Source organism: Candidatus Brocadia sapporoensis, assembly GCF_001753675.2.
Taxonomy (GTDB): domain Bacteria; phylum Planctomycetota; class Brocadiia; order Brocadiales; family Brocadiaceae; genus Brocadia; species Brocadia sapporoensis.
Map to the genome: position 1 here is coordinate 20,899 of NZ_MJUW02000101.1, position 21,769 is coordinate 42,667.

Genomic DNA, 21,769 nt, shown 5'->3' on the forward strand with positions numbered 1-21,769 from the left:
ACAAAAATATTATAACGTTTTTTAATCGGTGTCGGGGTTTTTAAATCAGGGAAATGGCAGTGATGGCAGACGCAGATATACATAAAAGCTTATTGGATAGCTTGTCTGGGGGAATTTGTGCTATTGACAGGGACAGGGTAATCACTTACTGGAATAAAACTACGGAAACTCTTACCGGACACAAGAATTCTGATACCATGGGAAAGTGTTGCAGAGATGATATTTTGATGTATGTAGATGAGCAGGGGAGGGGTGTTTGTGAAAACGAATGTATGGCAACGGGAACAATGAATGACGGTAGCCCGCGGAGTATGGAAGTATATGCTCATCATAAAAAGGGTTATCGTGTGCCGGTCTTGGTTCGCATATTACCTCTGAAAAATATAGATGGGCAGATTATCGGTGCTATTGAGGAACTTCATGACAATTCTTCAAAGCTCGAGTATGTCCGCAAGATTGAAGAACTCGAGAAATGCGCCTTGCTTGACTCTCTCACCGGATTAGTGAAAAGACGCGGGTTGGAAATGAACTTGCGAACCATGTTTGATATTATGCATAGGTACGGCTGGTCATACGGGGTTTTTTTAGTTGATATCGATGGATTAAAAAGGGTGAATGATTTGTATGGTTCTGAAATTGGGGATGCAGTAATAAAAATGGTGTCAAAGACGATTTTACATAGCGTAAGGGCGTCGGATATGGTAGGTCGGTGGGGGGGGGAAGAATTTATGGTAATCGCCATGAATGTTGCCGAGAATCATCTGTACACCATTGCAAATAAAATTCGTGTTCTTAATGAACAGTCAGGCTTTTTTGTGGGGTCTGATGCTATTCGCGTGACGGTATCCGTGTCGGCCACGGTTGCACAATCAAAAGATACAGTCGATTCTTTATTAAAAAGAATAAACCACTTGATGCATCAGGCGAAGTCCTCCGGCAAGAATTGTGTGTCGGTATAAAGATCGGCGCAATGTAAATCATAAGGCATGATAAATAATTACGTCTTACGGTAATATTTCTCTCGGGATGCTGATATCCGTTACAATAATTTCTCCTGTGTGTGTTGGCCCACTTTCCAGATAAAATCCTCTCTTATTTACCGCAAAGGTTACTGTTTTATATGCTTTTATTGCACTACCTAATATCTTGCCATCGTTGCAGTCAAGTCCCGAGGGTATATCCACCGATATAATGAGTTTGTTGAGCTTGTTAACACCATGAATAAGAGTTTTAAACGGTTCTCGCACCTCGCCGGAAAGTCCCGTTCCAAACAGTGCATCGATGATGATATCGCAATTATTCAATTCCTTCAAGACGCCGTTTACCGCGGTGGTATCAAGGGCTTCTCTGACAGGGATTCTCATATGAAGGAGTATTTGCAGGTTTGTGCCTGTATCTCCGTACTTTAAAATATCGGAAATCTTTGCAACGAGAAAAACAGTTACAGGAATATTGTTATTGTAAAGATGCCGTGCTACAACAAACCCATCTCCACCGTTATTCCCTTTCCCACACAGGATTGCTACTCTCGTTTGCCGATGGGTATTTATCATTTTTAAGACCTCTTCGGCTACATTCCTTCCAGCGTTTTCCATAAGAATGACGCCTGGAATTTTATATTCTTCAATAGCCTTCTTATCCAATTCCCGCATCTCTTCACGGGTTAAAGCTTTTTTCATAATAAAGGGGTGCTTCGGATTTGAGTTGAAAAGGATTTTTGGATTTGATTTAGTAGACCCTCAGGAGGTTTGTGGAGCCCGGCTCCCAGACAGGGATCCCACCGGTAATAACGACCTTTTCTCCTTCATGAATGTAACCGGCCTCCTTCGCGGCTTCAATGCTCTTCTTCATCATGTCGTCGGTATTTTGTGTGAGTTCCGTAAGAATGGGGATAACTCCCCATACCAAGGCAAGTCTTCTGTAAGTATGTAACGAGGGGGTAACGGCAAGAATAAGCTGTTTGGAACGATGCCTGGAAATAAAACGTGCCGTACTTCCTGTTCGTGTGGATGTTATAATGGCATTTATATTAAGGTTGTCAGCTACCTGGCAAGTCGCAATGCTTATAGCATTAGGTACCGCTGTTGGATCTTCTGGGGAATGTACGGATTCAAAGTCTTTTTCTCGGATCAAATTTGGTTCGACTTCTCTGGCAATTTTCGATAGCATACGAATGGCCTGTACGGGGTAACGGCCTTTGGCAGTCTCTTCTGACAACATGACGGCGTCACTACCGTCAAAAATGGCATTGGCTACATCGGTAGTTTCTGCACGGGTAGGTCTGTAGTTGTTGACCATAGATTCCAGCATTTGAGTGGCAGTAATAACAGGCTTACAATATCTGTTGGCGAGGTGTATGATCCGCTTTTGAACGAGGGGAATTTGCTCCAAAGGTATTTCTACTCCTAAATCACCTCTGGCAACCATAATGGCATCTGCAGTTTTTATGATATCTTCAAGCCGACTGAGTGCTTCATGCTTTTCAATCTTGGCGATAACCGGTATGTCTTTATTTTTTTGCTGCAAAAGTTCCTTAAGCTGCAAGACGTCATCTGCATTTTTCACAAAAGACAGCGCTACGTAATCTACGTCATGCTCAATTCCAAAGTCGAGGTCTCCCTTGTCCTTTTCTGTAAGAGAAGGTATTGGCAGACTTCTTGTAGGTATGTTGATGCCCTTGTGGGCAGACAGCTCACCACCGACAATGACCTGGCAGACAATATCCGTGTTGTCTTTATGAAGCACATTTAATTCAATCTCCCCATCACAAAGTAATATGGGATCACCTGCAAATACATAATCGGGTAAAAGTGGATAAGTAACGGACGCGATCTTTTCATTTCCTTTTATGACCTTGCTCGTTAAGGTAAATTGGTCACCAGCTTTTAAGATGACGGATTCTTTATAGAAGGTTTTTATTCTAATTTTCGGACCGGATAAATCCTGAATAATGGCAACAGGTTTTTTTAACCGTGTCGAAATAAGACGTATGTTTTTGATATTTTGTTCATGGTCCAATAGGGTGCCGTGAGAAAAGTTCAAGCGGGCTACATTCATCCCTGCTGTTATCATCTCTTCTATCACATTGGGGGAATTGCAGGCAGGACCAATGGTACAAACGATCTTCGTCTTGGAAAGATTATTCATGAATTAAATTTTGAGAAAGAGAGAACAGCACATCAGGTCTTCCATTTCTATCCAGCGATAATGTCCACAAACCGTTTATAAAATTAGTAGGGTTTTTCAACAGGAAATCCTTCGGCTTTCCACTGATTAATGCCCCCCTCCATGTTATACAATTCTTTTAGCCCCTTGTCTTCCAGCATCCCGCATGCCTTAGCACTTCGCTTTCCCTTTGCACAATGAACAATCACGGTTTTATCTTTGGGTATCTTATTGACGTTTTGTTCGAGATCCTGGATTGGAATCAGATTCGCTCCCTTAATATGACATTCATTGTATTCCTCTTTTGTTCTCACATCAAGGATGAATACGTCATTTGATATACCCATAATCTCCCTGGCCCGTTTTGCAGATATGTTCTTTACTGCAGCTCGTGTTTGCGCACATCCTTCCGCTGCATAGAGTTTTCCGGAGTTGTAGGTACCTGTTGCAGTATGTAAAAAGAAAATTATACCAGCAAACCATGTCAAAATGAGAATATCTGATGAATTTTGCGGTATACTCATCCCACCATCCCTTTCATTTTTTACTTAAAAATTGAGTTATTACGAAAATTCCGTTGTAATCTATGAATTGCGAACCTGACAAAATTCCTCATAATCAATAAGTTCTCTGATCGTAGCCTTTTCGCTGCATACCGGGCAGGTAGGATTTTTGTGTATTTTGACCTTTTTAAAGTCCATTGCTAAGGAATCGTACATAAGCAACTTTCCTTTTAAAATCTCTCCCTTGCCCAAAATAAGTTTCACTGCCTCCGTTGCCTGAAGAGAGCCAACCACGCCGGGTAATACACCCAGGACTCCTGCTTCCTGGCACGAAGGTACCAGGCCAGGCGGGGGAGGGGTTTCATAAAGACATCGGTAACAGGGACCTTCAAATGGTATAATGGTTGTGACTTGCCCTTCAAACCTGAAGATAGAACCGTGTGACAGTGGTTTCTTGAGGAAGACACAGGCATCGTTCACAAGATATCTCGTAGGAAAATTATCTGCCCCATCAAGGATTACGTCATAGTCCTTGATAATTTGCAAAATATTCTCTGAATTTAAGCGTTCCGTATAAGGAATTACCTCCACGTCCGGATTTAATGCCTCCAGGGTCTCCTTGGCAGAGATCGCCTTGGAACGACCGACATCTTTGGTAGAGTGCAAGATTTGCCGTTGCAGATTAGAATGGTCAACACAATCACTGTCGGCAATACCAATCTTTCCTATGCCTGCTGCGGCAAGGTAAAATGCCGCAGGAGATCCCAGGCCTCCGGCACCCACCAAGAACACCTTTGCGTTGAGAAGCTTTTGCTGTCCCTTTCCACCTATCTCTGGAAGGATAATATGCCGTGAGTACCGTTTTATCTGTTCTTCTGTAAATGGTGATGACATCGTATTTCCTTAGTAAGTTTGTATGTATTATACTTTTATATCTGTATCAAATTTATTTTTGATGGTTCTTCTATGGCCAAACCCGGTAGCGGCAGTGGAGATATATTTAGGTCTCCGATTAACAGTTCAATTTTATACCGACAATATCATGTAGCTTAAAAAGAGACTGCCATGCCTTTTCCTTTGAGGTGGTGTTAGTCAATTGCATGAGATCTTTATGAAGTAAATATGCAACCGGTATCTCTTTTACCACGCCCATTGCTTCAAACAAATTGTCATTATGTGCAATGATTACCGTGGAAGGGTCAAATGTGAGATTATCTCCTCCCCGGCTGATCGGAAGGGAATAATTTATGCGATGCTTTCCAACGAAAGTCGAAGTGCAAACGCCACTTCCTGTGGACAGTGCTTTTTTAAAAAATAGTCTTCGATCCTTGTTTATCTTCATAAAACTTATGATAAAAATAAACTGTGAAATTGTCAATCAAGTTATTTGTTTTGGAAACGTTGATTGTCAGGAAAAAACTTGGGTAATTTAAAATACGCACTTGCAATAATATATATCTTTTGCTTTAATTGGCTGATGAGTATATAGAGAGGATTATAAAATACACGTTATCTCTGGATAAGCATGGTTTTTTGTAAATTGTTTTAAATAGTGATGAAGAGAACCTCCTTTCCCCGTCTGTTAATTTCCCTCTTGCCTGCCGCGTTTCTTGGGTGTACCACCGTAAAGTATTATCCTGGTAATTTTGTTGAATCACTCCAGCATCCTACAAAATTCCCTGAAGTCTTTTCGGCTAACGTACAAAACATTGAAGAAGTTGCGAGTAAGAACCCTCTTGGTAAAGATGAAGATGTAAAGATCACAAATGTGGGCGAAAACAAAAATTCAAGCATGCATCTCATTCAGGTTCGTGAAAATGGAGAATTCCAACCTCATTACCACAAGCGGCATGATGAGGTTATCTATGTGAAAAAAGGAAGCGGAATTGCCACACTTGATGGAACGAGATATCTGATAAAATCTGGTTCCATCTTGCAAATTCCTAGCAGAACGGTACATAAATTTATTAATACGGGTGGTGAACCATTTATGGCGGTTTCCATCTTTTCTCCGCCGTTTGACGGAAGAGATGAAAAATTTATCAAGGAAAAGAGGGTGGTGGCTCGTGGCGGGAAAGAGGAAAAAAGGCTCGCGATAAAAAAATCGGAAAAGCCCTCTGAACAAAATCAGGCATCATCAGGAGAAACAGTTGCTGAAGAAGAAACCCAAAGTGCGGTAGCCAAATCGCAGAAAGTTGCAGAGAACTTACAAGAAGAATCTCTTTCTGAAGAAATGAATTCCCCGATGGAAAAACCTCCCGAACTTCCTAAAAAAATCTCATCTTCAGAAAGGAAAAAGAAACAAAAGGGGACAATAATTTCTGAGACGTCTTCGGTAAATATTAACGACTTGCATGAAAAACTAACCAAATTATTGCAACTTAAAGAAGAAGGAACAATCTCCGCTGATGAATATGAGGAAAAAAAAGATGCCCTTATACGAGGTGGTGAGATTGGTGCGCTTCCAGAAACAAAAGGCTATACAAAAAAGAAAATTTCATTCGAAGACGCAGATGTTTTACAAGAGTCTGAGAAGCCCAGGATTACGGGTAAAGAGTTCTCTGATAAGGCGGCAAACAGAATGTCCGGTTTGTTTGATGAAAAGGAAGCAGATGTACATAAATATTCCGCTCAAGAACTACCATCAGAAGACAATCTCAAGTTTTTGGAAGAAGCGAAGCAAGAGAGTTTAGTTGCTGGAGAGGATTTTGGAAACAAGGTAAAAGAGCTGGCCGATGCCATGAAAACGAAATCAGCGCCAGTGACGTCTAAAAGTATCTCCGTAGATGAACGGGTAGCAGAACTAAAAGAGCTATATGATCAGGAACTTATAACAAAAGAAGATTATCAGCATAAACTGAAAGAAATTACTTCTTTGCAAACGGGGGATAGTTCATTAACGATTCCTTCGCATGAGAAGGGATCTGATTTGTCATTATCTGATACGGTAACAGAAAGCGAAAAAGTAAAAGATCTTAAAGAACTGTATGACCAGGGGCTTATTACAGAAGACGATTATAATTTCAAACTCAAAGAACTTATCGGTGATGAAAAGAAGATCCAGTCATCAGATATTTCCTCTGAAAAAGAAACCGAAAACGACAAACTTGCGGAATTAAAGGAACTGAAGAAAGAAGGAGTTATTTCAGAGGAAGACTATGAGTTTAAAAAGTCGCAATTAATGGGTAAATAGGTACGCGTCCTCCCAAGCATTTTATCAAGCAATAATTCTCAATCTCTTCAGACATTCTCCTGTCGATTCCGAATCACCTTCGTGTTGTTCTCATCAAAATTGATTCTGGCATGTATTTCGCTCCTGTTTTCTATAGAAGTATTTATTATTTTCAGGTACGAGCACAAACAGAGCCTTTTTCGCTTGATATTTTTAGCCGAACAAGCTATAGATTTCCCAGAAATATCAATACAAAGCAGTGGTTTGAGGCGTATAAAACTACAGTATCTTTTGGATTCATGATGGTTATGTAGATAAAATTGCTCTTCGGATAGCTAAGAAAGAAGTGAAAAAAATCTTGCTAAATGGCTGAAACCATGCACCTGTCGAAATTACAAAGCAATCTGTTATTTTTTTATTCTGCGCATTGTGAAATACCATGTATTAATTTCATGCAGTATTAATTATAAGGAGAAGGAGGGTGACCAGATGACAGTAAAAAAGTTTTTGAATTTGTCCGTCGTAGTATGTATTAGTCTTTTAAGCATTTCTTTGTGCGGGGTAATGCGACACAGCTATGGTGCAGAAGTCTTAAAGAATCAATTATTGGATCACGCGGAGTTTGCGATTCATGACGACTTGGATGATTCATATGCATGGTCATCCATAGAGCGGAGTTCTGAGGTAAATGCAGAAAATCATAGAATTCTCCTTGCCAGCAATAACGTAGAAACTCAGACGACAATCAAGACTGCGCTACCGTCTGCTCAAGGTGAATCTCAGGGAATAGTTATGAATGATTTTCTTGAATTACTCAAATATGGCAAAGCCATTCATGTCTTGGCCATGTTGATGATCGGTTTTGGTTTTTTAATGGTTTTTGTAAAAAGATACGGTTACGGTGCTGTTACTGCAACGTATATTGCGGTAAGCATAGCCATTCCCTATTATATGTTTTTCAAGGAGATGCATATCTTCGGAGAGCCTGCTGAATTAACCATGGATCAGTTCATTCTTGCTGAGTTTTGTGCGGTAAGTGTACTGATTGCCACTGGGGCATTCTTAGGCAGATTAAAGATGGCTCAATATATCATCATGACGCTGATATTCGTTCCATCTTATATGCTGAACGAATGGATTATGTTAGATAATGGTATGGGCCTCATCCCAAAAGGACAATTGATTGATACGGGCGGTTCCATTGTTATTCATCAATTTGGTGCCTACTTTGGATTGGGTGTTATTGTGAGAATGACAACAAGTGAGGATTTTAATAAAAAAATCGAATCCGATAAGATCAGTAATCAATTCTCCATGTTAGGGAGTATGGTTCTGTGGGTCTTCTGGCCGTCCTTCTGCTCCGCGCCAGCAGAAATATCAAAAATGCCTCTGGCAGCAGTAAACACAGTTCTTGCGCTCTGTGGCGCAACCGTGTCGACCTATATTGCAAGCACGATGATTCGGAAAAAAATCGCTATTGAAGATATGGCTAATGCTACCCTTGCTGGCGCTGTAGCAATTGGTTCTTCATGTGCTCACACAACACCGAAGGCTTCACTCATCGTGGGCTTTGTCGCCGGCATTTTGAGTGTTATCGGTTTCACTATCATTCAGCCACGTGTTCAAAGGGCATTAAAGGGGATTGATACCTGTGGTGTCCACAATCTCCATGGAATGCCTGGCATTTTTGGAGGCCTGGTAGCTATCGCTGTGGCGCAAAATGTTGTGCCGGGGTTACAAATCAAGGGAGTATTCATCACCCTTATTATTGCATGGATTACCGGCCTTGCTACGGGAACAATTGTTTCACTGTTCGGTTACAGAAAACAGTCTTATGAGGATGCCGTGGAATTTATTGTCGAAGAAGAGCATCACTAAGATTATTCTTTAAAAGGTTGACCTCCTTAGCCTAGTTAAGTCGAAGCTTGAAAGCGCTCTCTCACTTTTTGCAAAGGGGAATATAAGAGTGCACTGAAAGACTCGCTGGAAAAACGTTGTCATAAGGTAAATACAATAAAACCTCCTGTATATTTAAAATACGGGAGGTTTTTTATTTTCAATATAATAAAGAACCTCAAACTGATAGAAAAAGTGTCGGTTGAACAAAAAAGCAGACGAATGCCATGAAAGAATTACTTGATTGAGCGTTGACTCTATGGTCATATTCTGATATATCTTTGTTTTCAGAATTGAATTGCAATAATTTGTTACAGGAGTTACGGCATTATGGATTGGAAGATCGTCATAAGCACCTTCATTACTATTTTTTTGGCAGAACTTGGTGACAAGACACAACTCGCCTCCATACTTATGACCAGCAAGACAAATAAACCTACACTGGTTTTCCTGGGTACTATGCTTGCGTTTGCTGTCGTTACGGTTATTGGAGTAGCAGTGGGTGCGGTTATAACCAGATATTTACCCATCAATTTCATCAAGGTGGGAGCGGCTATTGCATTTATTATTGTTGGTATTCTTATTTTACTTGGTAAAATTTAAGATGAATGGAAAACAACCGATAAATCATGCACAACGTGTAGGAAAGGTGGCCAATCTGACCATTTTTCTTGGTATCTTGGGAATCATCCTCAGCTTTCTTGCGCTTACGATAAGTAAAGGGCTTGCTCAACGAGGCTATGGATTCAGCTATCTTACGATAGGATTATGCATGATGGCTTTGGGATATGGTATTCGCTACCGCTCTAAATATTGTTTATATGCGACCATGGTCCTGTTTGTGACGCTTTCATGCAACTTTTTTTTTCAAATTCTTTATCCAGCATACGATGTATCTTATCTTCCGATTCGCTTTATGCTGTTGGATGTCCTTTCGTCTCATTCATGCTCTTCCTTCAATGCAAATACTCATTGCCACAAATGTCTTTCCCGATAAGAACAACCGTTTTATGAAACTTATATTGAAACAGAAGTGACTATGACTATTTTGGACACTATTTATCAGCATAAATTATCTGAAGTTGCAAAAAATAAAAAACGTATTCCTCTCAGAATATTAGAGAAGGATATTCAAAAAAGGCAGGGAACGAAATCTTTTTGCATGGCGCTGAAATCTGATACGAACATCAGTGTCATTGCAGAAATCAAGAAGGCATCGCCTTCTGTGGGAATCATCAGAAAAGATTTTGATCCTATGAAGATTGCCCTTCTCTATAAAGAAGGGGGGGCCTCGGCCATTTCAGTCCTAACCGATGAAAAATATTTTCAGGGGAAATTATCGTACATGACCGATGTCAGGGCAATCGTAGATTTGCCCGTGCTGAGAAAGGACTTTATAATTGACCCGTATCAAATTTATGAGGCCAGGTCTGCCGGAGCAGATGCCATACTGCTCATTGCCGCACTTCTTTCAGAAGATGAGATTCAGCGTTTTTTAGATCTGACAAAAGAATTAGAAATGGATTGTTTGGTCGAAGTGCATACGGAATCAGAGTTACGAAAAGTTTTACAAACAAGCGCCTGCATCATTGGTATAAACAATCGTGATCTCGCAACGTTTACGATTGATTTGGAAACCACGTTGCGGCTTAGGCCCATGATTCCTGACGGAAAAATTATTGTCAGCGAGAGCGGTATAAAATCGCGTACGGAAATACTCCGGTTGTTCAATAAAGGAATCAACGCTATTTTGATTGGTGAAACCTTAATGAAAAGCAACAATATACCAGCCACGCTCCACGAACTTCTGGGAAAGGCGTAATCATTTTAATTGACCATCCAGTGCGGCTTTTAAGTCCTTCTTTGATTTAACGCCAATCATCTTATTCACAGCCTGCCCATTTTTAAATAAAATAATTGTGGGTATCGCAGTAATCCCAAACTTTGCTGGCGTATCATTATTTTCCTCCGTATCAAGTTTTCCCACCTTTGCTTTACCCTTATATTCTGTTGCCAGTTCGTCTATTATTGGGGCAAGTTGCCGGCAAGGACCGCACCAGGAAGCCCAAAAGTCAACTAATACCGGAATACTCGATTTCAATACCTCTCCATCAAAATTTGCATCGGTTATAACGATAACATCTCCGGACATAATCATTCTCCTTTTTCATTTTTTGTTTGATAGTTGGCACCGACAAAAAGATTGCAGTGACATTCTCCGTCACGCGCAATTTCATCAATATGATAAACACACGGGCAAATAATTTTCCTGTCTTTTTCCGTGTCTCCCGTAACAAAACGACAGGGGCAATATGCGTAACCGAATTTAATCTTGCGCATTGTCAAACCCTTGACTACTCTTTCAACAATTTTCTCATCCGGATTGAGCCTGCAAGGGCTATGTGTTGCATACTCATTAAGTATTTTCCAGATATTTGTCTCCTCTTGTCTCTGGTTATCATTCATGGCATTCAATTGCAGAACGGCTTTTGGTGTTTTTACATATAAGACACTGTTAACTGAATAATTTAAAATAATTGTTTGTGTATGTCAAATTTAATTTATTTTCCTGGTTATACATTTTAAAAAATTATTGTGTTTGAATGGAAATTTGAAAAGCAGGGTAAAATAAATTCTTGTTGCCAGAGGATATGAGATATGCCATTTAAACCATTAAATGTTATACAACGATATAACTGTATATACCTGTTATATGGACGATCATGAAGACTGTCGAAGAGAACAAAAAGAAATATGTGAAGAGTAATATGTCACAAATCACCAAGAAACCACCACCTGTTTGGGATAGTCTTTTTCAAGCCTTTGAGCCGATAACTCCAGGATTAAGCAGATCGTATGACAAACTCCTGCAATTATTCACGATGCTTAATAAACAAAAGGATTTATTCAATACCATCCTTTCAAACATGAAAGATATGATTTTTATCATGGATAAAGAAAACAAGATTATGTACATGAACAAAGCTGCGTCAGACGAGTATGGAGAATCACTGGGGAAAAATTGTTACCGTGTAATATGTAATCAGGAAATGCTATGTCAGCAAAATGGTATGGAAAATGTTTTCAAAGGACAAGCGGTACAACTGGAAAGAACCATAAAAGGGAAGGTATATGATTCATTGGTCGCACCTTTTGTATATGGTGACAAGGATCTTTATAAGATGGAAGTTTTAAGAGATATTACGGGGAGGAAGCAGCTTCAGAATGAACTTGAAAAATTGTCTATTACTGACAAACTTACCGGCATGTACAACCGAAGGTATTTTGATGATGTTTTAGAAAAAGAGGTAGTGAGGACAAGGCGACTTCGTCACGATTTAAGCCTCCTCTTTATTGATATAGATAAATTCAAGCACTTCAATGATATCTATGGGCACGCTATGGGTGATAAGGTATTGCAATACCTGGCTAACTTAATTCAAACACACATACGAAAGGGGATTGATGTGCCGTGCCGTTATGGCGGTGAGGAATTTACCATAATATTGCCGGAGACCTCAAACGGCAGAGCCCTTATTGTGGCCAATCGCATACTTAAGGGTTTCAGAAATATGAAACTCCGTATTCCACGAAAAAATGAAGCAATAAAAAAAACAATCAGCATTGGTATTGCCGGAATTAGCCAACAGAGTAACCTAAGTATAAAGTCATTGCTGGTTCATGCGGACAAGGCGATGTATAAAGCTAAAAAATTAGGTGGCAATAGAATCTGCGGATAAAAAGTTACAGAGGAAGGGAGTGCCTATTCGTCAGGAAATGTTAGGAATGATCCGTGTGATGAAATATACCAAATAATTTTCTGATTATTTCAACATACCGATACCCACCACCGTTCTTTGCTTCCTGTTTGGCAACTTTTGCAGGGTGGTGGAGCAGTTTGTTTATGGTACGTTCCACCGTGTAGATTACTTGCTCCCAGTCACCAGTATCAATATTTTTAAGCTTTGTTTTTAAACGGGCAAGCTCTTCTTTCCCAATGGCATGAAAATGGTTGCGGAGGAGAGTTATTGCGGGTTCTATCTTCATTTCTTCAAGTCTTGCCATGAAGTGTTCAACCTCTTCTTCAACAATGGAGCGGCATTTTTCCACCTCTCTGGTTCTTTCGTCAATATTCTGGCTTACAACGGACTGCAGGTCATCGATATTGTAGAGATAAACATTGTCAATATTGGCAATTTCAGGTTCGATATCACGAGGAACAGCAATATCGATCAGGAACATGGGATTGCCTCTTCGATGCCGGATAGCATCTTTTACCTGATCTGTATGAATTACATAATGAGGGGCAGAGGTTGAACTAATAATAATATCGGCCTTTGCAAGATACTCACCCAGTAGTTCATATTTAATAGCCTGTCCCTGAAAAGCGTTGGCAATCTCCTGTGCCCGTTCAAAAGTACGATTTGCAACTACAATTGTGCGTGCGCCTTCTTCATAGAGATGTTTCAGCAAAAGCTCACACATCTCCCCGGCGCCCACCACGAGGACGGTCTTACCGGTAAACTCCTGAAATATCTTTTCGGCAAATTCTACCGCGACAGAGCTTATAGAAACCTTTCTTTTCCCAATGTTTGTTCTCGTATGGATGATTTTTGCGACATTGAGCGCCTGCTGAAATAACTGGTTCATAACCTTTCCCGTTGCCTCATCCATGGATGCCATCGTGTAAGCTTCCTTCACCTGCGAAAGGATTTGCGATTCACCCAGTACCATGGAATCGAGACTGGCTGTGACAAAGAAAAGATGATTCACGGCACGGTCATCAGCATAGTGATACATATAAGGAGAAAATTCGTTTAAAGCAATCTTATGAAAATCAGCAAAGAATGAAAGGATGTCTTCCGTTTTTACGGCGCCGTCCAGAGACGATACATACATTTCTACGCGATTGCAGGTTGATAAAATAACGGTCTCTGCCGATTGATATCTGTGGAGAAATAAAGATAACGCCGTGGAAATATTGCTAGCGTTAAAGGCTAATTTTTCTCTAACCTCTACCGGGGCCGATTTGTGATTGAGTCCAACAACCAGAATACTCATGACGAATCCTTACATAATGGAGATATATTCTTGTTTACCGTACATTCAAAACTCTTCGTGTATTTGTGTGCTCATCTTTTGAAAGGCATGTTTGGAACCCATAAAGAAGGTTCCTATGAAAGTGAAAAGCACGAGACAAAAACCTGCTATCGTCAAACATGCGATCTTTGTGCCATGAAATGATGAAACTAGCCGCATGTGCAGGAGTGCCGCATAAATAAGCCATGTGGCGAGGCCCAAGACAACCTTGTAGTCCAGATACCACTGTTCACCTAAAATGTTTTGCGTCTTAACCCAAAATGTTCCAAAAACCAAACCAAGGGTGAGGAGAGGGAAACCAAAGGAAATTGTTTTCCACATGAGTCTGTCTATCTCCGCCAGAGATGGTAATTTTGTAAAAAGTGGCCCAAACAATTTAAGTTTTAGTTGCCTCTGCTGAGTTAAATACATGATACTCAGGCTAAAAGATATCGTAAAAGCAGCGTAGCCAATAAATATAGGAATGATGTGAGCTATGAGCCAGAAATTCTGAAGACTTACGGTAATCAACAAGTTTCCACCGTCAAACGTAAGCGCCCAGATGGAGAGTGCTGTAACAATGGGAACTAAAAAAGTATCTAGCAATGGTAATCTATAAAGATAGTCCAGATTGATATAAACAAACAAAATGCACCAAATTAATAATACGAAAGATTCATAAACATTCGTTATAGGGATATTACCGGATTCAAGACCCAAAAATATTAAAAACCCGCTGTGAATGAGAAAGCCCATCATCATTGACCACTTACCCACGGTCTTGTTGAAAAAGACAGGTTTTATAATGTGGCCAATTGACCACACGGAGGAAGTAAAATATAAGAGTATCGCAATGATAAATGGGATATGAGAGAAAATAATCATAGGCAAGTAAGTGTAAAAAATAACTATTGATTAATCAATGAAATTTTTAGCGGTAATTTTCGCTTTTTAGATACGGTGATCGTATTTTTTTAATTGACAAAAACCCCATTGCTCGATAACCTAAAAAGGATAGGTGAAATCTTTGTACAGCTAAGCCGAAACCGAACCTCCTCTACTCATGGAAAGAGAAAAGGCTGTACCAAATTTGCAATTTTATATCAATACTATAGTGAACGCAATGACACTGGCATGTATGTTTATTTATTGCATTTTCTATAGATAAGTTTTGATCTTTATCTATTAATTTTAAAAATTTATTGCGTTATTTTTTGACATGAAAGAAAAGGGTAGTTAAGTCTGACGACTTTTAACCCCAAGATTTTTTTGTGAGGAATCTAAACGTATGACAGAAGATATAAAAAAAATTAAAAAAAAAACGAGCATAGGAGAGGTAATTAAGCAGTATCCTGAAACAGAGGCTGTCGTAAAAAAATATTTTGGGGCCGGTTGTTTTACCTGTCCAGGTTCAAAAACGGAAGACATTGCATTCGGAGCCACCATGCATAATATCGATCCGGAAGTGATTATTAAAGAGTTGAACGACGTTATTGAAAAGAAAAAAACTAACCCTTAAATCAGGAGGACTTTTATGAAAGAGAAAATAGAAGAGGCGTTGAAAAATATCAGACCCGCACTACAGGCGGATGGCGGTGACATAGAATTGGTAGATTTCGAAGACGGTGTTGTAAAGGTACGTTTAAGGGGCGCATGTGGTTCGTGCCCAAGTGCGCTCATGACGCTGAAATATGGCGTTGAAGAACGTCTCAAAGAAGAGATTCCGGAAGTAAAGTCCGTAGAACTTGCATAACGATTATTCTAAGTGCGGATGAATCTTTCACAGAAAAAAAGAACATATTCTATTTTGTGTGATGGAGTGTCTGTTGTCTTGGTGATAGGTAAGCAGGTATAATTTTATTTATATTTCACACTGAGGAGTTTTTGGATGAGTTTAGTATTAGGGCCAATCCATCATTGGATGTACGGTAAAATTCAAACTTCAGGGGCGCGGGAATCTGCCATTGTTTCCGCATTTAAATCAAACTATGGTTCAGAGGCAGACAAGATTCTTGATCAGGTATATAAAAAATACCCAAAATCGGATGCACACAAATCTCTTGAAGAATTATTAGCCAACAAACCCATTCATCAAGGCATTCAAAGCCTCATTGTCGGAGTGGAAACACGAGAAGCGGCGACGATTGCCGCATTCTGTGCGAAATATAAAGACGCCGCAAAGATAGCGGCTGAAGCAGCTCATAACCATGGTGTGAATTGCGGAAAAGAAGCAATCAAAAAAAATGGATTAACACCAGCAGATTGTAATAATACGGCAAAGGCTTTCGAGGTAATGGGAGAATATCTTTGTGATGGAATGCCATGCGACCGGGGTGCACAGGTCGTGGCGGAATCTGAAAAAAGTACATCGTGGGATCACGAAAGCTGTGTACACGAGCCCTATTGGAAAGATGCAGGGGCGGATTTCTTAACAATGTGTGACGTCGTTAATGAATGGATTGCAGGTTTTGGTGAGGGAATAAATCCCTGTATCGAATACAAGCGTGAAAAAGCCCTTGCTACGGGAGACCCCTCCTGTCTGAGTGTTTTCAAAATAAAAAGTTAGCATGTCTGAACGCTATGCACGGCAGGAACTGTTTTACGGCATAGGTAAAGAAGGTCAAAAAATACTTATGGAGAAGACTGCCGTGCTGGTAGGCTGCGGTGCATTAGGATGCACTTCAGCAAATCTTCTCGTTCGTAGTGGAATAAAGCATTTAAGGATTATCGACCGAGATTATCTTGAAGAAAGCAATCTCCAGCGCCAATCCTTATTTGACGAAGAAGATATAAAACAAAACTTCCCAAAGGCTGTTGCTGCACAAAAAAAACTTCAAAAAATCAATTCCCTCATTCAAATCGAATCTCTTGTTGCAGACCTGAATCCATCGAATATCGATACCCTCCTGCGCCAGGTACATCTTGTCGTCGACGGGACCGACAATTTTGAGACGCGGTTCCTCATCAACGATTATTGTGTGAAAAATGGGATACCATGGATCTATGGTGCTTGTATAGGAAGTACAGGTTTAACGATGAATATTATTCCGTCAAAGACCCCGTGTTTCCGCTGCATACTTGGAACTATTCCGTTATTTGGTACTTACGGAACATGTGATACAGAAGGAATTATTGCACCCATCGCCAGTATGATTGCCTCTATTCAGGCGGCAGAAGCACTGAAAATTCTCACGAATAATCATGATGCCCTGAGCAAGGGACTCCTAAGAATCGACCTTTGGCGTAACGAAATAAAAAGGATGCACACAGAGGAAATCAAGGGAGAGACCGATTGCATAACTTGTAATCAAAACTACTATGAATTCCTGTCGAAGGATAGATACTCAATGACCACAACCCTGTGTGGCAGAAATGCCGTACAGATTCTCCATCCGGACGGGTCAAGCTTAGATCTGCCGAAACTTGCCGAACGGTTGGCAAAGGCAGGAGAAGTGTCCTATAACAGTTTTTTATTACGATTGAAGACAGAGAAGTATGAAATGACCGTATTTCCTGATGGACGTTCGGTTATTTCAGGCACAAATGATATTGCGACCGCAAAAGGGCTTTATGCAAAATATATTGGTATGTGAGAGAGTTTCATCTGGTACAATTTTTTTCACGTAAGGATTTCTACAACACAGCATAACCGCAACTAAATCCCCTCCCATAAAAAAACCTGCCATGTCGGTCAGACATGGGGAAAAAGGGGATTGTAAAGGCATTTTTCATTGTCTTGTGCTCATGCCGGTTCGGTCTTGCAGATCGAACCAGGAATTTTGATTTTTTCAAAAAACTAAATTGTTGTGAAGCCTTTCGCTAAGGCATCTTCCGTTTTACAATCAGCACGGACATGTAGCCTCGTCCGCTTCCCTTCAGTGATACAAGATCATACGTGAGATACGCATTCTTTTGTCCGATATAAGAGGCGAATAAGGCATGTTCTGTGAGGTTTATTTCTTCGAGCAGTTGAATCACCTCATCCAGCTTTTTGGCTACCTTCATCAAAACCACGGTATCAAAGGTTTCCAGGATGGGACGCAATTCCGTTATATCCTTTGGCATGGGGATCACGGCCATTCGTTCATCACCTGTCAATAAAGGATAGTTGGCCATACATGCAGCCGCATTATACGAGGTGATACCGGGAACGGTATGGATGGCGTGCTCTGGCAGCATCGTAAGCAGATAACGCAATAAATATATATAGGTGCTGAATGTCATGGGATCACCTAAGGTTAGATAAGCGACATCGTATCCGTTTCTGATTTCTGTGCAAACTTCTTCCGCAGCCTTACGCCATGCAGTATTGAGCAGGGATTTGTCCTTTGTCATCGGATAAATCTGTTCAATTATTTTCTTTTCTTCCACGTAATCCTTAACGATCTCCAATGCCATGCTCTCTTCTTTGGTATCAGACTTTGGGACAAAGATGCGGTCAGCTCCTTGAATGACGTGAATCGCTTTTAAGGTGAGAAGCTCAGGATCACCTGGACCTAAACCAATTCCATGGAAGTTACCGGGTTTCATGGTTCGTATTCTTTATAATAACTACTGTTGTGCCGCTGGTTGGTACCTGTGTCGCTGAAGCTAAATCTGTCTCATGAATAGATTCTTCAGGAAGGGAAAGGTTTTTACAGATAAACATCTGTCTCTTTTGTATTCCATTTTTTAGTAACTGATGTGCAATAACGGCAGGTGTATTTTTATGATCTGTCAGGATGCCGACCTTGTGATGTTCGCGAACCTTTTTAATGAGATGCTCATATTTATCATTTCTTCCATGTAAACTTATGAAACAGGCATCGTCCCAGCTTTCCCCTGCGGCTGCAAAGGCAAGCTGTATACTGCTAATGCCCGGAATAATGGTACAACGTTCGCGCCCCATCTCCCTGACTACCATTTGTGTATAACTGAAGAAACACGGATCACCGCTCACGAGAATTACAACCTGTCTTAAGCAGCTCCATTCGGCAATCTTTTGTGTCATAATACGGTAATTCTTCTCCAGAACAATCTTTTCTGCATCAACACCAGGAAAAAGTTTTAATAAGCGCCTGCTTCCTACCAGGATATCAGCCTTTTTTATGTTATAGAGGGCCTTTGGAGATATATACGCTTTTAGCCCTGGCCCACAACCTACAATAATGACTTTGTTTTTGTTTGATTCAACCATGATTGTGCGCTATCTGAAATACCTGCGATCACACCCTTCATATTAAATAATATTACACCAACCTCTGGGGGAGAGAACTGCTGTCCATCCTTATAAAATGCACATACCTTAGCCTCAATCATCTCTGCAATTTTATCCATTATAGACAAATTCCCGTGTTCTTGCAACAATTCTAGCATTCCCTCTATGGTAGTAACCTCTTTTAAACTATTAAACATAGCGTCTGATAGGGGGAGACTTTTGTCATTGGTATGACCATCGAAAGTATTCCTGTTTTCATCATGTTTATTTATAGGATCCGGTGATTGGATTTCAACAGGCAGATTTTTGGTTTCAGGCTTCTGGCATCTGATCCCTGACATCTGATCCCTGCTTTGCGCATGTTGTTTGATAATATCTATCAGGATATCGTTTGCAGGCCTGGAGACTGCGCTATGGGTGTGAAAATCACCACGCAACAATTTTGCTAATTTACCCGGATGTCCAGCAAGTATGATCTTTTTAAAGCGTCTTTCTCCGGCGGTATTCAGCATAAAGCCCACAAAATTGCTGGTCTGAATAATCTGATCTTTGGGAATGTCAGCTAAATTCAATATGGAGCGCTCACCCAAACTGCCCGGCACGAGTACTACGGTTTCGTATCCAATTCCCTTAGCGATATCGAGTCCGCACAAAAGCGAGGTCTTAAAGGCATCTTCTGACATTGGCCTGACAATCCCTGTGGTACCAATTATGGATATGCCTCCCAGGATGCCGAGTTTTGGGTTGAATGTTTTTTCACCTAAAACCCTTCCATTAGGCACAGAAATTACAACCTTTGCTCCGTTTTTTTTTGCCGATAACTGCTCTCACCGCATGCTCAATCATGCGTCTCGGTACGGGGTTAATTGCTGCATGGCCGATGGGCACTTGTAGCCCTGGTTTTGTTACTCGACCTACGCCTTCACCGCCATCAATCTCAATGGCTTCACCAAAAATTCGTTCAATCCGGGCATGTACTTTACAGCCATGGGTTACATCAGGATCGTCGCCGGCATCCTTTTGAACAGCGCAACCCGCAGAGCTGTCGGATAATTGTTTGTCGGTTATTTTAAGTCTGAGCGTAATGCCTGCGGGCGTATTAATTTCTATCTCGTCAGGAATTACACCCTGTAACAATCCGATTGCCGCCGCCTTGGCAGCGGCAGTTGCACAACTTCCCGTTGTATAGCCAAATTTCATATGCTATCTAAAAAATCAAGTTAAACACGGACAAACGGTCACTGTTCAAGACATACAGGGATACGGTTTGTCCGTGTTGCCCCAAAATCAGTATACATACAATGAAAATTCCTGCACCATCAGGCTGCTATAGTATTGGGAGAGCTCTGAGATCCTAATACATTTTTAGAAGCAAAACGGGTATATATCATGGTGGTTTGAAGATTCAAGTTGCCGAACAACTCCTGAATTGTCCTGGTGTCACGTTCATTCTACAAAAGAGGAATGGCAAAGCTGTACCCTAAAGCATGCACGGGATGCCTGTTTTGTAGTACCAGGTTTTGTCACAGATTCCTTAAACACCCTCTGTAGTAAGGTACATACTTATCTTTAATCAGTGCTTTTTGGGTAAAGGTAATCTTTGAAAGCGGAGAGCATAATAAAACTAAATACTCATTAAGTTTCCGCACATAACCTAAATTTTGTACGTAAGACATCTAACAGTACGTTTTGTTTATTTCAGGGGTATCGTACTCAAAATTGCGTCTTATCCATTACTTATTGTCCTTCTTTTGCTAATTTTATTATAGCATTAACGATAGAAACGGCAACGGCACTGCCGCCCTTTCTGTTGGTATTGGTTATATAGGGCATGGTTGTATTCTTCAGAGCGGATTTTGCCTCTACCGCGCCAACAAAGCCTACAGGGATACCGATTACCAGGGCAGGCTGTGCTAGTCCCTTTTTTATCAGGTCAATGAGTTCAAACAGAGCGGTGGGTGCATTGCCAATTGCGACAATCCCATCTTGCATCTCGTGTATGGACTGTTGCATGGCTGCAATCGCACGGGTCTTTCCTAATCTATTTGCCTCGTCGACAACAGATTTATCCGATATTTTACAAATGATCTTTCCTCCGAATTTTTCAACAGGGCCATTCGTGATCCCCGCCTTTACCATATTCACATCGGTAATAATGTTCTTGCCACTTTTTATTGCACGGATGCCTGTTTCAACGGCAAGTGGATGAAAGACCAGATTATACGCATATTCTGTATCTCCGGTGGCATGAATTGCACGCTGGATAATTGGCCGGTGCAATTCAGGCACGGAGTCTAAATTGACCAATTTGTCGATAATTTCAAAACTCTCGTTAACGATCGCCTGAGGTTGTTCAATACGTTCTCTGTTTCCATGCTGTTTTTCTACCAATACCTCATGAATACGGTCGGCTGCAATGAGGGCAATCCGCTCATCAGCGCCGATGTTGTTAGAATAGACAAACTCGACCTGAGGGTAGTTTCTTTTTTCTTCTTCAATCATTTCGGGAATGTCTCTATAAACATGATTTCCCTTAAACAATAGTAATGGCATGATAACAAGCCGGTTTGCACCGCTCGATACAGTTTTTTTTACAACTTCGGAAAATTCTGGTTCTGCCAGTTGCAAAAAGGCCGCTTCCACCATATCCCATCGGTTCATCGAGCGGAGCATATCTGCCACCTGAAATAATCCATCGTTACCGCTGCTCAATTTACTGCCATGAGAAATTAAGATGACGCCAGTCTTCATTATTAG

25 protein-coding genes are annotated in these 21,769 nt (G+C 40.8%); 11 read left to right on the forward strand and 14 right to left on the reverse strand.

Features of this window, described 5'->3' with window-relative positions; translation table 11 throughout:
- Nucleotides 1–62 precede the first annotated feature (62 nt).
- Nucleotides 63–959 (forward strand): GGDEF domain-containing protein, encoded by an 897-nt coding sequence (locus BIY37_RS09585; RefSeq protein ID WP_070067623.1) that lies wholly within the window; start codon nucleotides 63–65, stop codon nucleotides 957–959.
- A gap of 45 nt (nucleotides 960–1,004) precedes the next feature.
- On the opposite strand, the gene BIY37_RS09590 is transcribed toward BIY37_RS09585, so the two are convergent.
- The 5 genes from BIY37_RS09590 to BIY37_RS09610 all read right to left on the reverse strand — a co-directional run bounded on the left by BIY37_RS09590 (nucleotide 1,005) and on the right by BIY37_RS09610 (nucleotide 5,010).
- Entirely contained in the window at nucleotides 1,005–1,679 is a 675-nt protein-coding gene (locus BIY37_RS09590; protein ID WP_070067624.1) for an NAD(P)H-hydrate epimerase, read from the reverse strand.
- Between the two features lie 49 nt (nucleotides 1,680–1,728).
- Nucleotides 1,729–3,147 (reverse strand): pyruvate kinase, encoded by a 1,419-nt coding sequence (pyk, locus tag BIY37_RS09595; RefSeq protein WP_070067625.1) that lies wholly within the window; start codon nucleotides 3,145–3,147, stop codon nucleotides 1,729–1,731.
- A gap of 83 nt (nucleotides 3,148–3,230) precedes the next feature.
- Nucleotides 3,231–3,689, reverse strand: coding sequence for a rhodanese-like domain-containing protein (locus BIY37_RS09600; protein ID WP_080324995.1), 459 nt, complete (start codon nucleotides 3,687–3,689; stop codon nucleotides 3,231–3,233).
- Nucleotides 3,690–3,749: 60 nt separating this feature from the next.
- The gene (gene moeB / locus BIY37_RS09605; protein ID WP_070067626.1) at nucleotides 3,750–4,562 is read right to left on the reverse strand and encodes a molybdopterin-synthase adenylyltransferase MoeB; all 813 of its coding nucleotides are present in this window, start codon (nucleotides 4,560–4,562) and stop codon (nucleotides 3,750–3,752) included.
- A 118-nt stretch (nucleotides 4,563–4,680) separates the two neighbouring features.
- The gene (locus BIY37_RS09610; protein ID WP_143299237.1) at nucleotides 4,681–5,010 is read right to left on the reverse strand and encodes a hypothetical protein; all 330 of its coding nucleotides are present in this window, start codon (nucleotides 5,008–5,010) and stop codon (nucleotides 4,681–4,683) included.
- Between the two features lie 213 nt (nucleotides 5,011–5,223).
- On the opposite strand from BIY37_RS09610, the gene BIY37_RS09615 reads away from it, so the two are divergent.
- The 5 genes from BIY37_RS09615 (at nucleotide 5,224) to trpC (ending at nucleotide 10,558) form a co-directional block, all read left to right on the forward strand.
- Nucleotides 5,224–6,861 carry a cupin domain-containing protein gene (locus BIY37_RS09615; RefSeq protein WP_070067628.1) on the forward strand — a complete coding sequence of 546 codons (1,638 nt, stop codon included), beginning with the start codon at nucleotides 5,224–5,226 and terminating at the stop codon, nucleotides 6,859–6,861.
- Nucleotides 6,862–7,329: 468 nt separating this feature from the next.
- The gene (locus BIY37_RS09620; protein ID WP_143299238.1) at nucleotides 7,330–8,718 is read left to right on the forward strand and encodes an ammonium transporter family protein; all 1,389 of its coding nucleotides are present in this window, start codon (nucleotides 7,330–7,332) and stop codon (nucleotides 8,716–8,718) included.
- A 348-nt stretch (nucleotides 8,719–9,066) separates the two neighbouring features.
- Nucleotides 9,067–9,339 (forward strand): TMEM165/GDT1 family protein, encoded by a 273-nt coding sequence (locus BIY37_RS09625; RefSeq protein WP_070067629.1) that lies wholly within the window; start codon nucleotides 9,067–9,069, stop codon nucleotides 9,337–9,339.
- A gap of 1 nt (nucleotide 9,340) precedes the next feature.
- Nucleotides 9,341–9,733, forward strand: a complete 393-nt coding sequence (locus BIY37_RS09630; protein WP_070067630.1) for a hypothetical protein — start codon at nucleotides 9,341–9,343, stop codon at nucleotides 9,731–9,733.
- Nucleotides 9,734–9,775: 42 nt separating this feature from the next.
- Nucleotides 9,776–10,558 (forward strand): indole-3-glycerol phosphate synthase TrpC, encoded by a 783-nt coding sequence (trpC, locus tag BIY37_RS09635; RefSeq protein WP_070067631.1) that lies wholly within the window; start codon nucleotides 9,776–9,778, stop codon nucleotides 10,556–10,558.
- Here the strand turns inward: trpC and trxA are convergent, their stop codons facing one another.
- Together trxA and BIY37_RS09645 are read right to left on the reverse strand one after the other, a co-directional pair.
- Entirely contained in the window at nucleotides 10,559–10,888 is a 330-nt protein-coding gene (gene trxA / locus BIY37_RS09640) for a thioredoxin (protein WP_070067632.1), read from the reverse strand.
- Nucleotides 10,889–10,890: 2 nt separating this feature from the next.
- Nucleotides 10,891–11,202 carry a ferredoxin-thioredoxin reductase catalytic domain-containing protein gene (locus BIY37_RS09645; RefSeq protein ID WP_070067633.1) on the reverse strand — a complete coding sequence of 104 codons (312 nt, stop codon included), beginning with the start codon at nucleotides 11,200–11,202 and terminating at the stop codon, nucleotides 10,891–10,893.
- Between the two features lie 257 nt (nucleotides 11,203–11,459).
- On the opposite strand from BIY37_RS09645, the gene BIY37_RS09650 reads away from it, so the two are divergent.
- Nucleotides 11,460–12,476, forward strand: coding sequence for a sensor domain-containing diguanylate cyclase (locus BIY37_RS09650; protein ID WP_070067634.1), 1,017 nt, complete (start codon nucleotides 11,460–11,462; stop codon nucleotides 12,474–12,476).
- Between the two features lie 40 nt (nucleotides 12,477–12,516).
- On the opposite strand, the gene hemA is transcribed toward BIY37_RS09650, so the two are convergent.
- Complete coding sequence (gene hemA, locus BIY37_RS09655) at nucleotides 12,517–13,797, reverse strand: glutamyl-tRNA reductase (protein WP_070067635.1); 1,281 nt, start codon at nucleotides 13,795–13,797, stop codon at nucleotides 12,517–12,519.
- A 45-nt stretch (nucleotides 13,798–13,842) separates the two neighbouring features.
- A complete protein-coding gene (locus tag BIY37_RS09660) occupies nucleotides 13,843–14,700 on the reverse strand; it encodes a cytochrome C assembly family protein (RefSeq protein ID WP_080324996.1) in 858 nt (285 codons plus the stop codon).
- Between the two features lie 403 nt (nucleotides 14,701–15,103).
- On the opposite strand from BIY37_RS09660, the gene BIY37_RS09665 reads away from it, so the two are divergent.
- From BIY37_RS09665 to BIY37_RS09680, 4 genes are all read left to right on the forward strand, one after another.
- Entirely contained in the window at nucleotides 15,104–15,334 is a 231-nt protein-coding gene (locus BIY37_RS09665) for a DUF1858 domain-containing protein (protein WP_070067637.1), read from the forward strand.
- A 15-nt stretch (nucleotides 15,335–15,349) separates the two neighbouring features.
- Complete coding sequence (locus BIY37_RS09670) at nucleotides 15,350–15,568, forward strand: NifU family protein (RefSeq protein WP_070067638.1); 219 nt, start codon at nucleotides 15,350–15,352, stop codon at nucleotides 15,566–15,568.
- Between the two features lie 135 nt (nucleotides 15,569–15,703).
- Nucleotides 15,704–16,381 (forward strand): hypothetical protein, encoded by a 678-nt coding sequence (locus BIY37_RS09675; protein ID WP_070067639.1) that lies wholly within the window; start codon nucleotides 15,704–15,706, stop codon nucleotides 16,379–16,381.
- 1 nt (nucleotide 16,382) lies between these two features.
- A complete protein-coding gene (locus BIY37_RS09680) occupies nucleotides 16,383–17,408 on the forward strand; it encodes a ThiF family adenylyltransferase (protein ID WP_070067640.1) in 1,026 nt (341 codons plus the stop codon).
- 226 nt (nucleotides 17,409–17,634) lie between these two features.
- Here the strand turns inward: BIY37_RS09680 and cobI are convergent, their stop codons facing one another.
- The 5 genes from cobI to BIY37_RS09705 all read right to left on the reverse strand — a co-directional run bounded on the left by cobI (nucleotide 17,635) and on the right by BIY37_RS09705 (nucleotide 21,763).
- The gene (gene cobI, locus BIY37_RS09685) at nucleotides 17,635–18,345 is read right to left on the reverse strand and encodes a precorrin-2 C(20)-methyltransferase (protein WP_070067641.1); all 711 of its coding nucleotides are present in this window, start codon (nucleotides 18,343–18,345) and stop codon (nucleotides 17,635–17,637) included.
- Nucleotides 18,332–18,991 (reverse strand): precorrin-6y C5,15-methyltransferase (decarboxylating) subunit CbiE, encoded by a 660-nt coding sequence (cbiE, locus tag BIY37_RS09690; RefSeq protein WP_070067642.1) that lies wholly within the window; start codon nucleotides 18,989–18,991, stop codon nucleotides 18,332–18,334. The genes cobI and cbiE overlap by 14 nt, the downstream gene beginning before the upstream one ends.
- Nucleotides 18,955–19,794: a cobalt-precorrin-5B (C(1))-methyltransferase gene (locus BIY37_RS09695; RefSeq protein ID WP_070067643.1), complete on the reverse strand. Its 840-nt coding sequence runs from the start codon at nucleotides 19,792–19,794 to the stop codon at nucleotides 18,955–18,957. Before BIY37_RS09695 ends, cbiE begins: the two co-directional genes overlap by 37 nt.
- Nucleotides 19,787–20,212 carry a cobalt-precorrin-5B (C(1))-methyltransferase gene (locus tag BIY37_RS09700; RefSeq protein ID WP_070067644.1) on the reverse strand — a complete coding sequence of 142 codons (426 nt, stop codon included), beginning with the start codon at nucleotides 20,210–20,212 and terminating at the stop codon, nucleotides 19,787–19,789. Before BIY37_RS09700 ends, BIY37_RS09695 begins: the two co-directional genes overlap by 8 nt.
- A 537-nt stretch (nucleotides 20,213–20,749) precedes the next feature.
- Nucleotides 20,750–21,763 carry a precorrin-8X methylmutase gene (locus BIY37_RS09705; protein WP_201789421.1) on the reverse strand — a complete coding sequence of 338 codons (1,014 nt, stop codon included), beginning with the start codon at nucleotides 21,761–21,763 and terminating at the stop codon, nucleotides 20,750–20,752.
- Nucleotides 21,764–21,769 lie beyond the last annotated feature (6 nt).

Bases quoted from the DNA above. Each gene is read 5' to 3' on its own strand.
- BIY37_RS09585 (WP_070067623.1), top strand. From the start codon at position 63: ATGGCAGACGCAGATATACATAAAAGCTTATTGGATAGCTTGTCTGGG.
- BIY37_RS09590 (WP_070067624.1), bottom strand. From the start codon at position 1,679: ATGAAAAAAGCTTTAACCCGTGAAGAGATGCGGGAATTGGATAAGAAG.
- pyk (WP_070067625.1), bottom strand. From the start codon at position 3,147: ATGAATAATCTTTCCAAGACGAAGATCGTTTGTACCATTGGTCCTGCC.
- BIY37_RS09600 (WP_080324995.1), bottom strand. From the start codon at position 3,689: ATGAGTATACCGCAAAATTCATCAGATATTCTCATTTTGACATGGTTT.
- moeB (WP_070067626.1), bottom strand. From the start codon at position 4,562: ATGTCATCACCATTTACAGAAGAACAGATAAAACGGTACTCACGGCAT.
- BIY37_RS09610 (WP_143299237.1), bottom strand. From the start codon at position 5,010: ATGAAGATAAACAAGGATCGAAGACTATTTTTTAAAAAAGCACTGTCC.
- BIY37_RS09615 (WP_070067628.1), top strand. From the start codon at position 5,224: ATGAAGAGAACCTCCTTTCCCCGTCTGTTAATTTCCCTCTTGCCTGCC.
- BIY37_RS09620 (WP_143299238.1), top strand. From the start codon at position 7,330: ATGACAGTAAAAAAGTTTTTGAATTTGTCCGTCGTAGTATGTATTAGT.
- BIY37_RS09625 (WP_070067629.1), top strand. From the start codon at position 9,067: ATGGATTGGAAGATCGTCATAAGCACCTTCATTACTATTTTTTTGGCA.
- BIY37_RS09630 (WP_070067630.1), top strand. From the start codon at position 9,341: ATGAATGGAAAACAACCGATAAATCATGCACAACGTGTAGGAAAGGTG.
- trpC (WP_070067631.1), top strand. From the start codon at position 9,776: ATGACTATTTTGGACACTATTTATCAGCATAAATTATCTGAAGTTGCA.
- trxA (WP_070067632.1), bottom strand. From the start codon at position 10,888: ATGTCCGGAGATGTTATCGTTATAACCGATGCAAATTTTGATGGAGAG.
- BIY37_RS09645 (WP_070067633.1), bottom strand. From the start codon at position 11,202: ATGAATGATAACCAGAGACAAGAGGAGACAAATATCTGGAAAATACTT.
- BIY37_RS09650 (WP_070067634.1), top strand. From the start codon at position 11,460: ATGAAGACTGTCGAAGAGAACAAAAAGAAATATGTGAAGAGTAATATG.
- hemA (WP_070067635.1), bottom strand. From the start codon at position 13,797: ATGAGTATTCTGGTTGTTGGACTCAATCACAAATCGGCCCCGGTAGAG.
- BIY37_RS09660 (WP_080324996.1), bottom strand. From the start codon at position 14,700: ATGATTATTTTCTCTCATATCCCATTTATCATTGCGATACTCTTATAT.
- BIY37_RS09665 (WP_070067637.1), top strand. From the start codon at position 15,104: ATGACAGAAGATATAAAAAAAATTAAAAAAAAAACGAGCATAGGAGAG.
- BIY37_RS09670 (WP_070067638.1), top strand. From the start codon at position 15,350: ATGAAAGAGAAAATAGAAGAGGCGTTGAAAAATATCAGACCCGCACTA.
- BIY37_RS09675 (WP_070067639.1), top strand. From the start codon at position 15,704: ATGAGTTTAGTATTAGGGCCAATCCATCATTGGATGTACGGTAAAATT.
- BIY37_RS09680 (WP_070067640.1), top strand. From the start codon at position 16,383: ATGTCTGAACGCTATGCACGGCAGGAACTGTTTTACGGCATAGGTAAA.
- cobI (WP_070067641.1), bottom strand. From the start codon at position 18,345: ATGAAACCCGGTAACTTCCATGGAATTGGTTTAGGTCCAGGTGATCCT.
- cbiE (WP_070067642.1), bottom strand. From the start codon at position 18,991: ATGGTTGAATCAAACAAAAACAAAGTCATTATTGTAGGTTGTGGGCCA.
- BIY37_RS09700 (WP_070067644.1), bottom strand. From the start codon at position 20,212: ATGAAATTTGGCTATACAACGGGAAGTTGTGCAACTGCCGCTGCCAAG.
- BIY37_RS09705 (WP_201789421.1), bottom strand. From the start codon at position 21,763: ATGAAGACTGGCGTCATCTTAATTTCTCATGGCAGTAAATTGAGCAGC.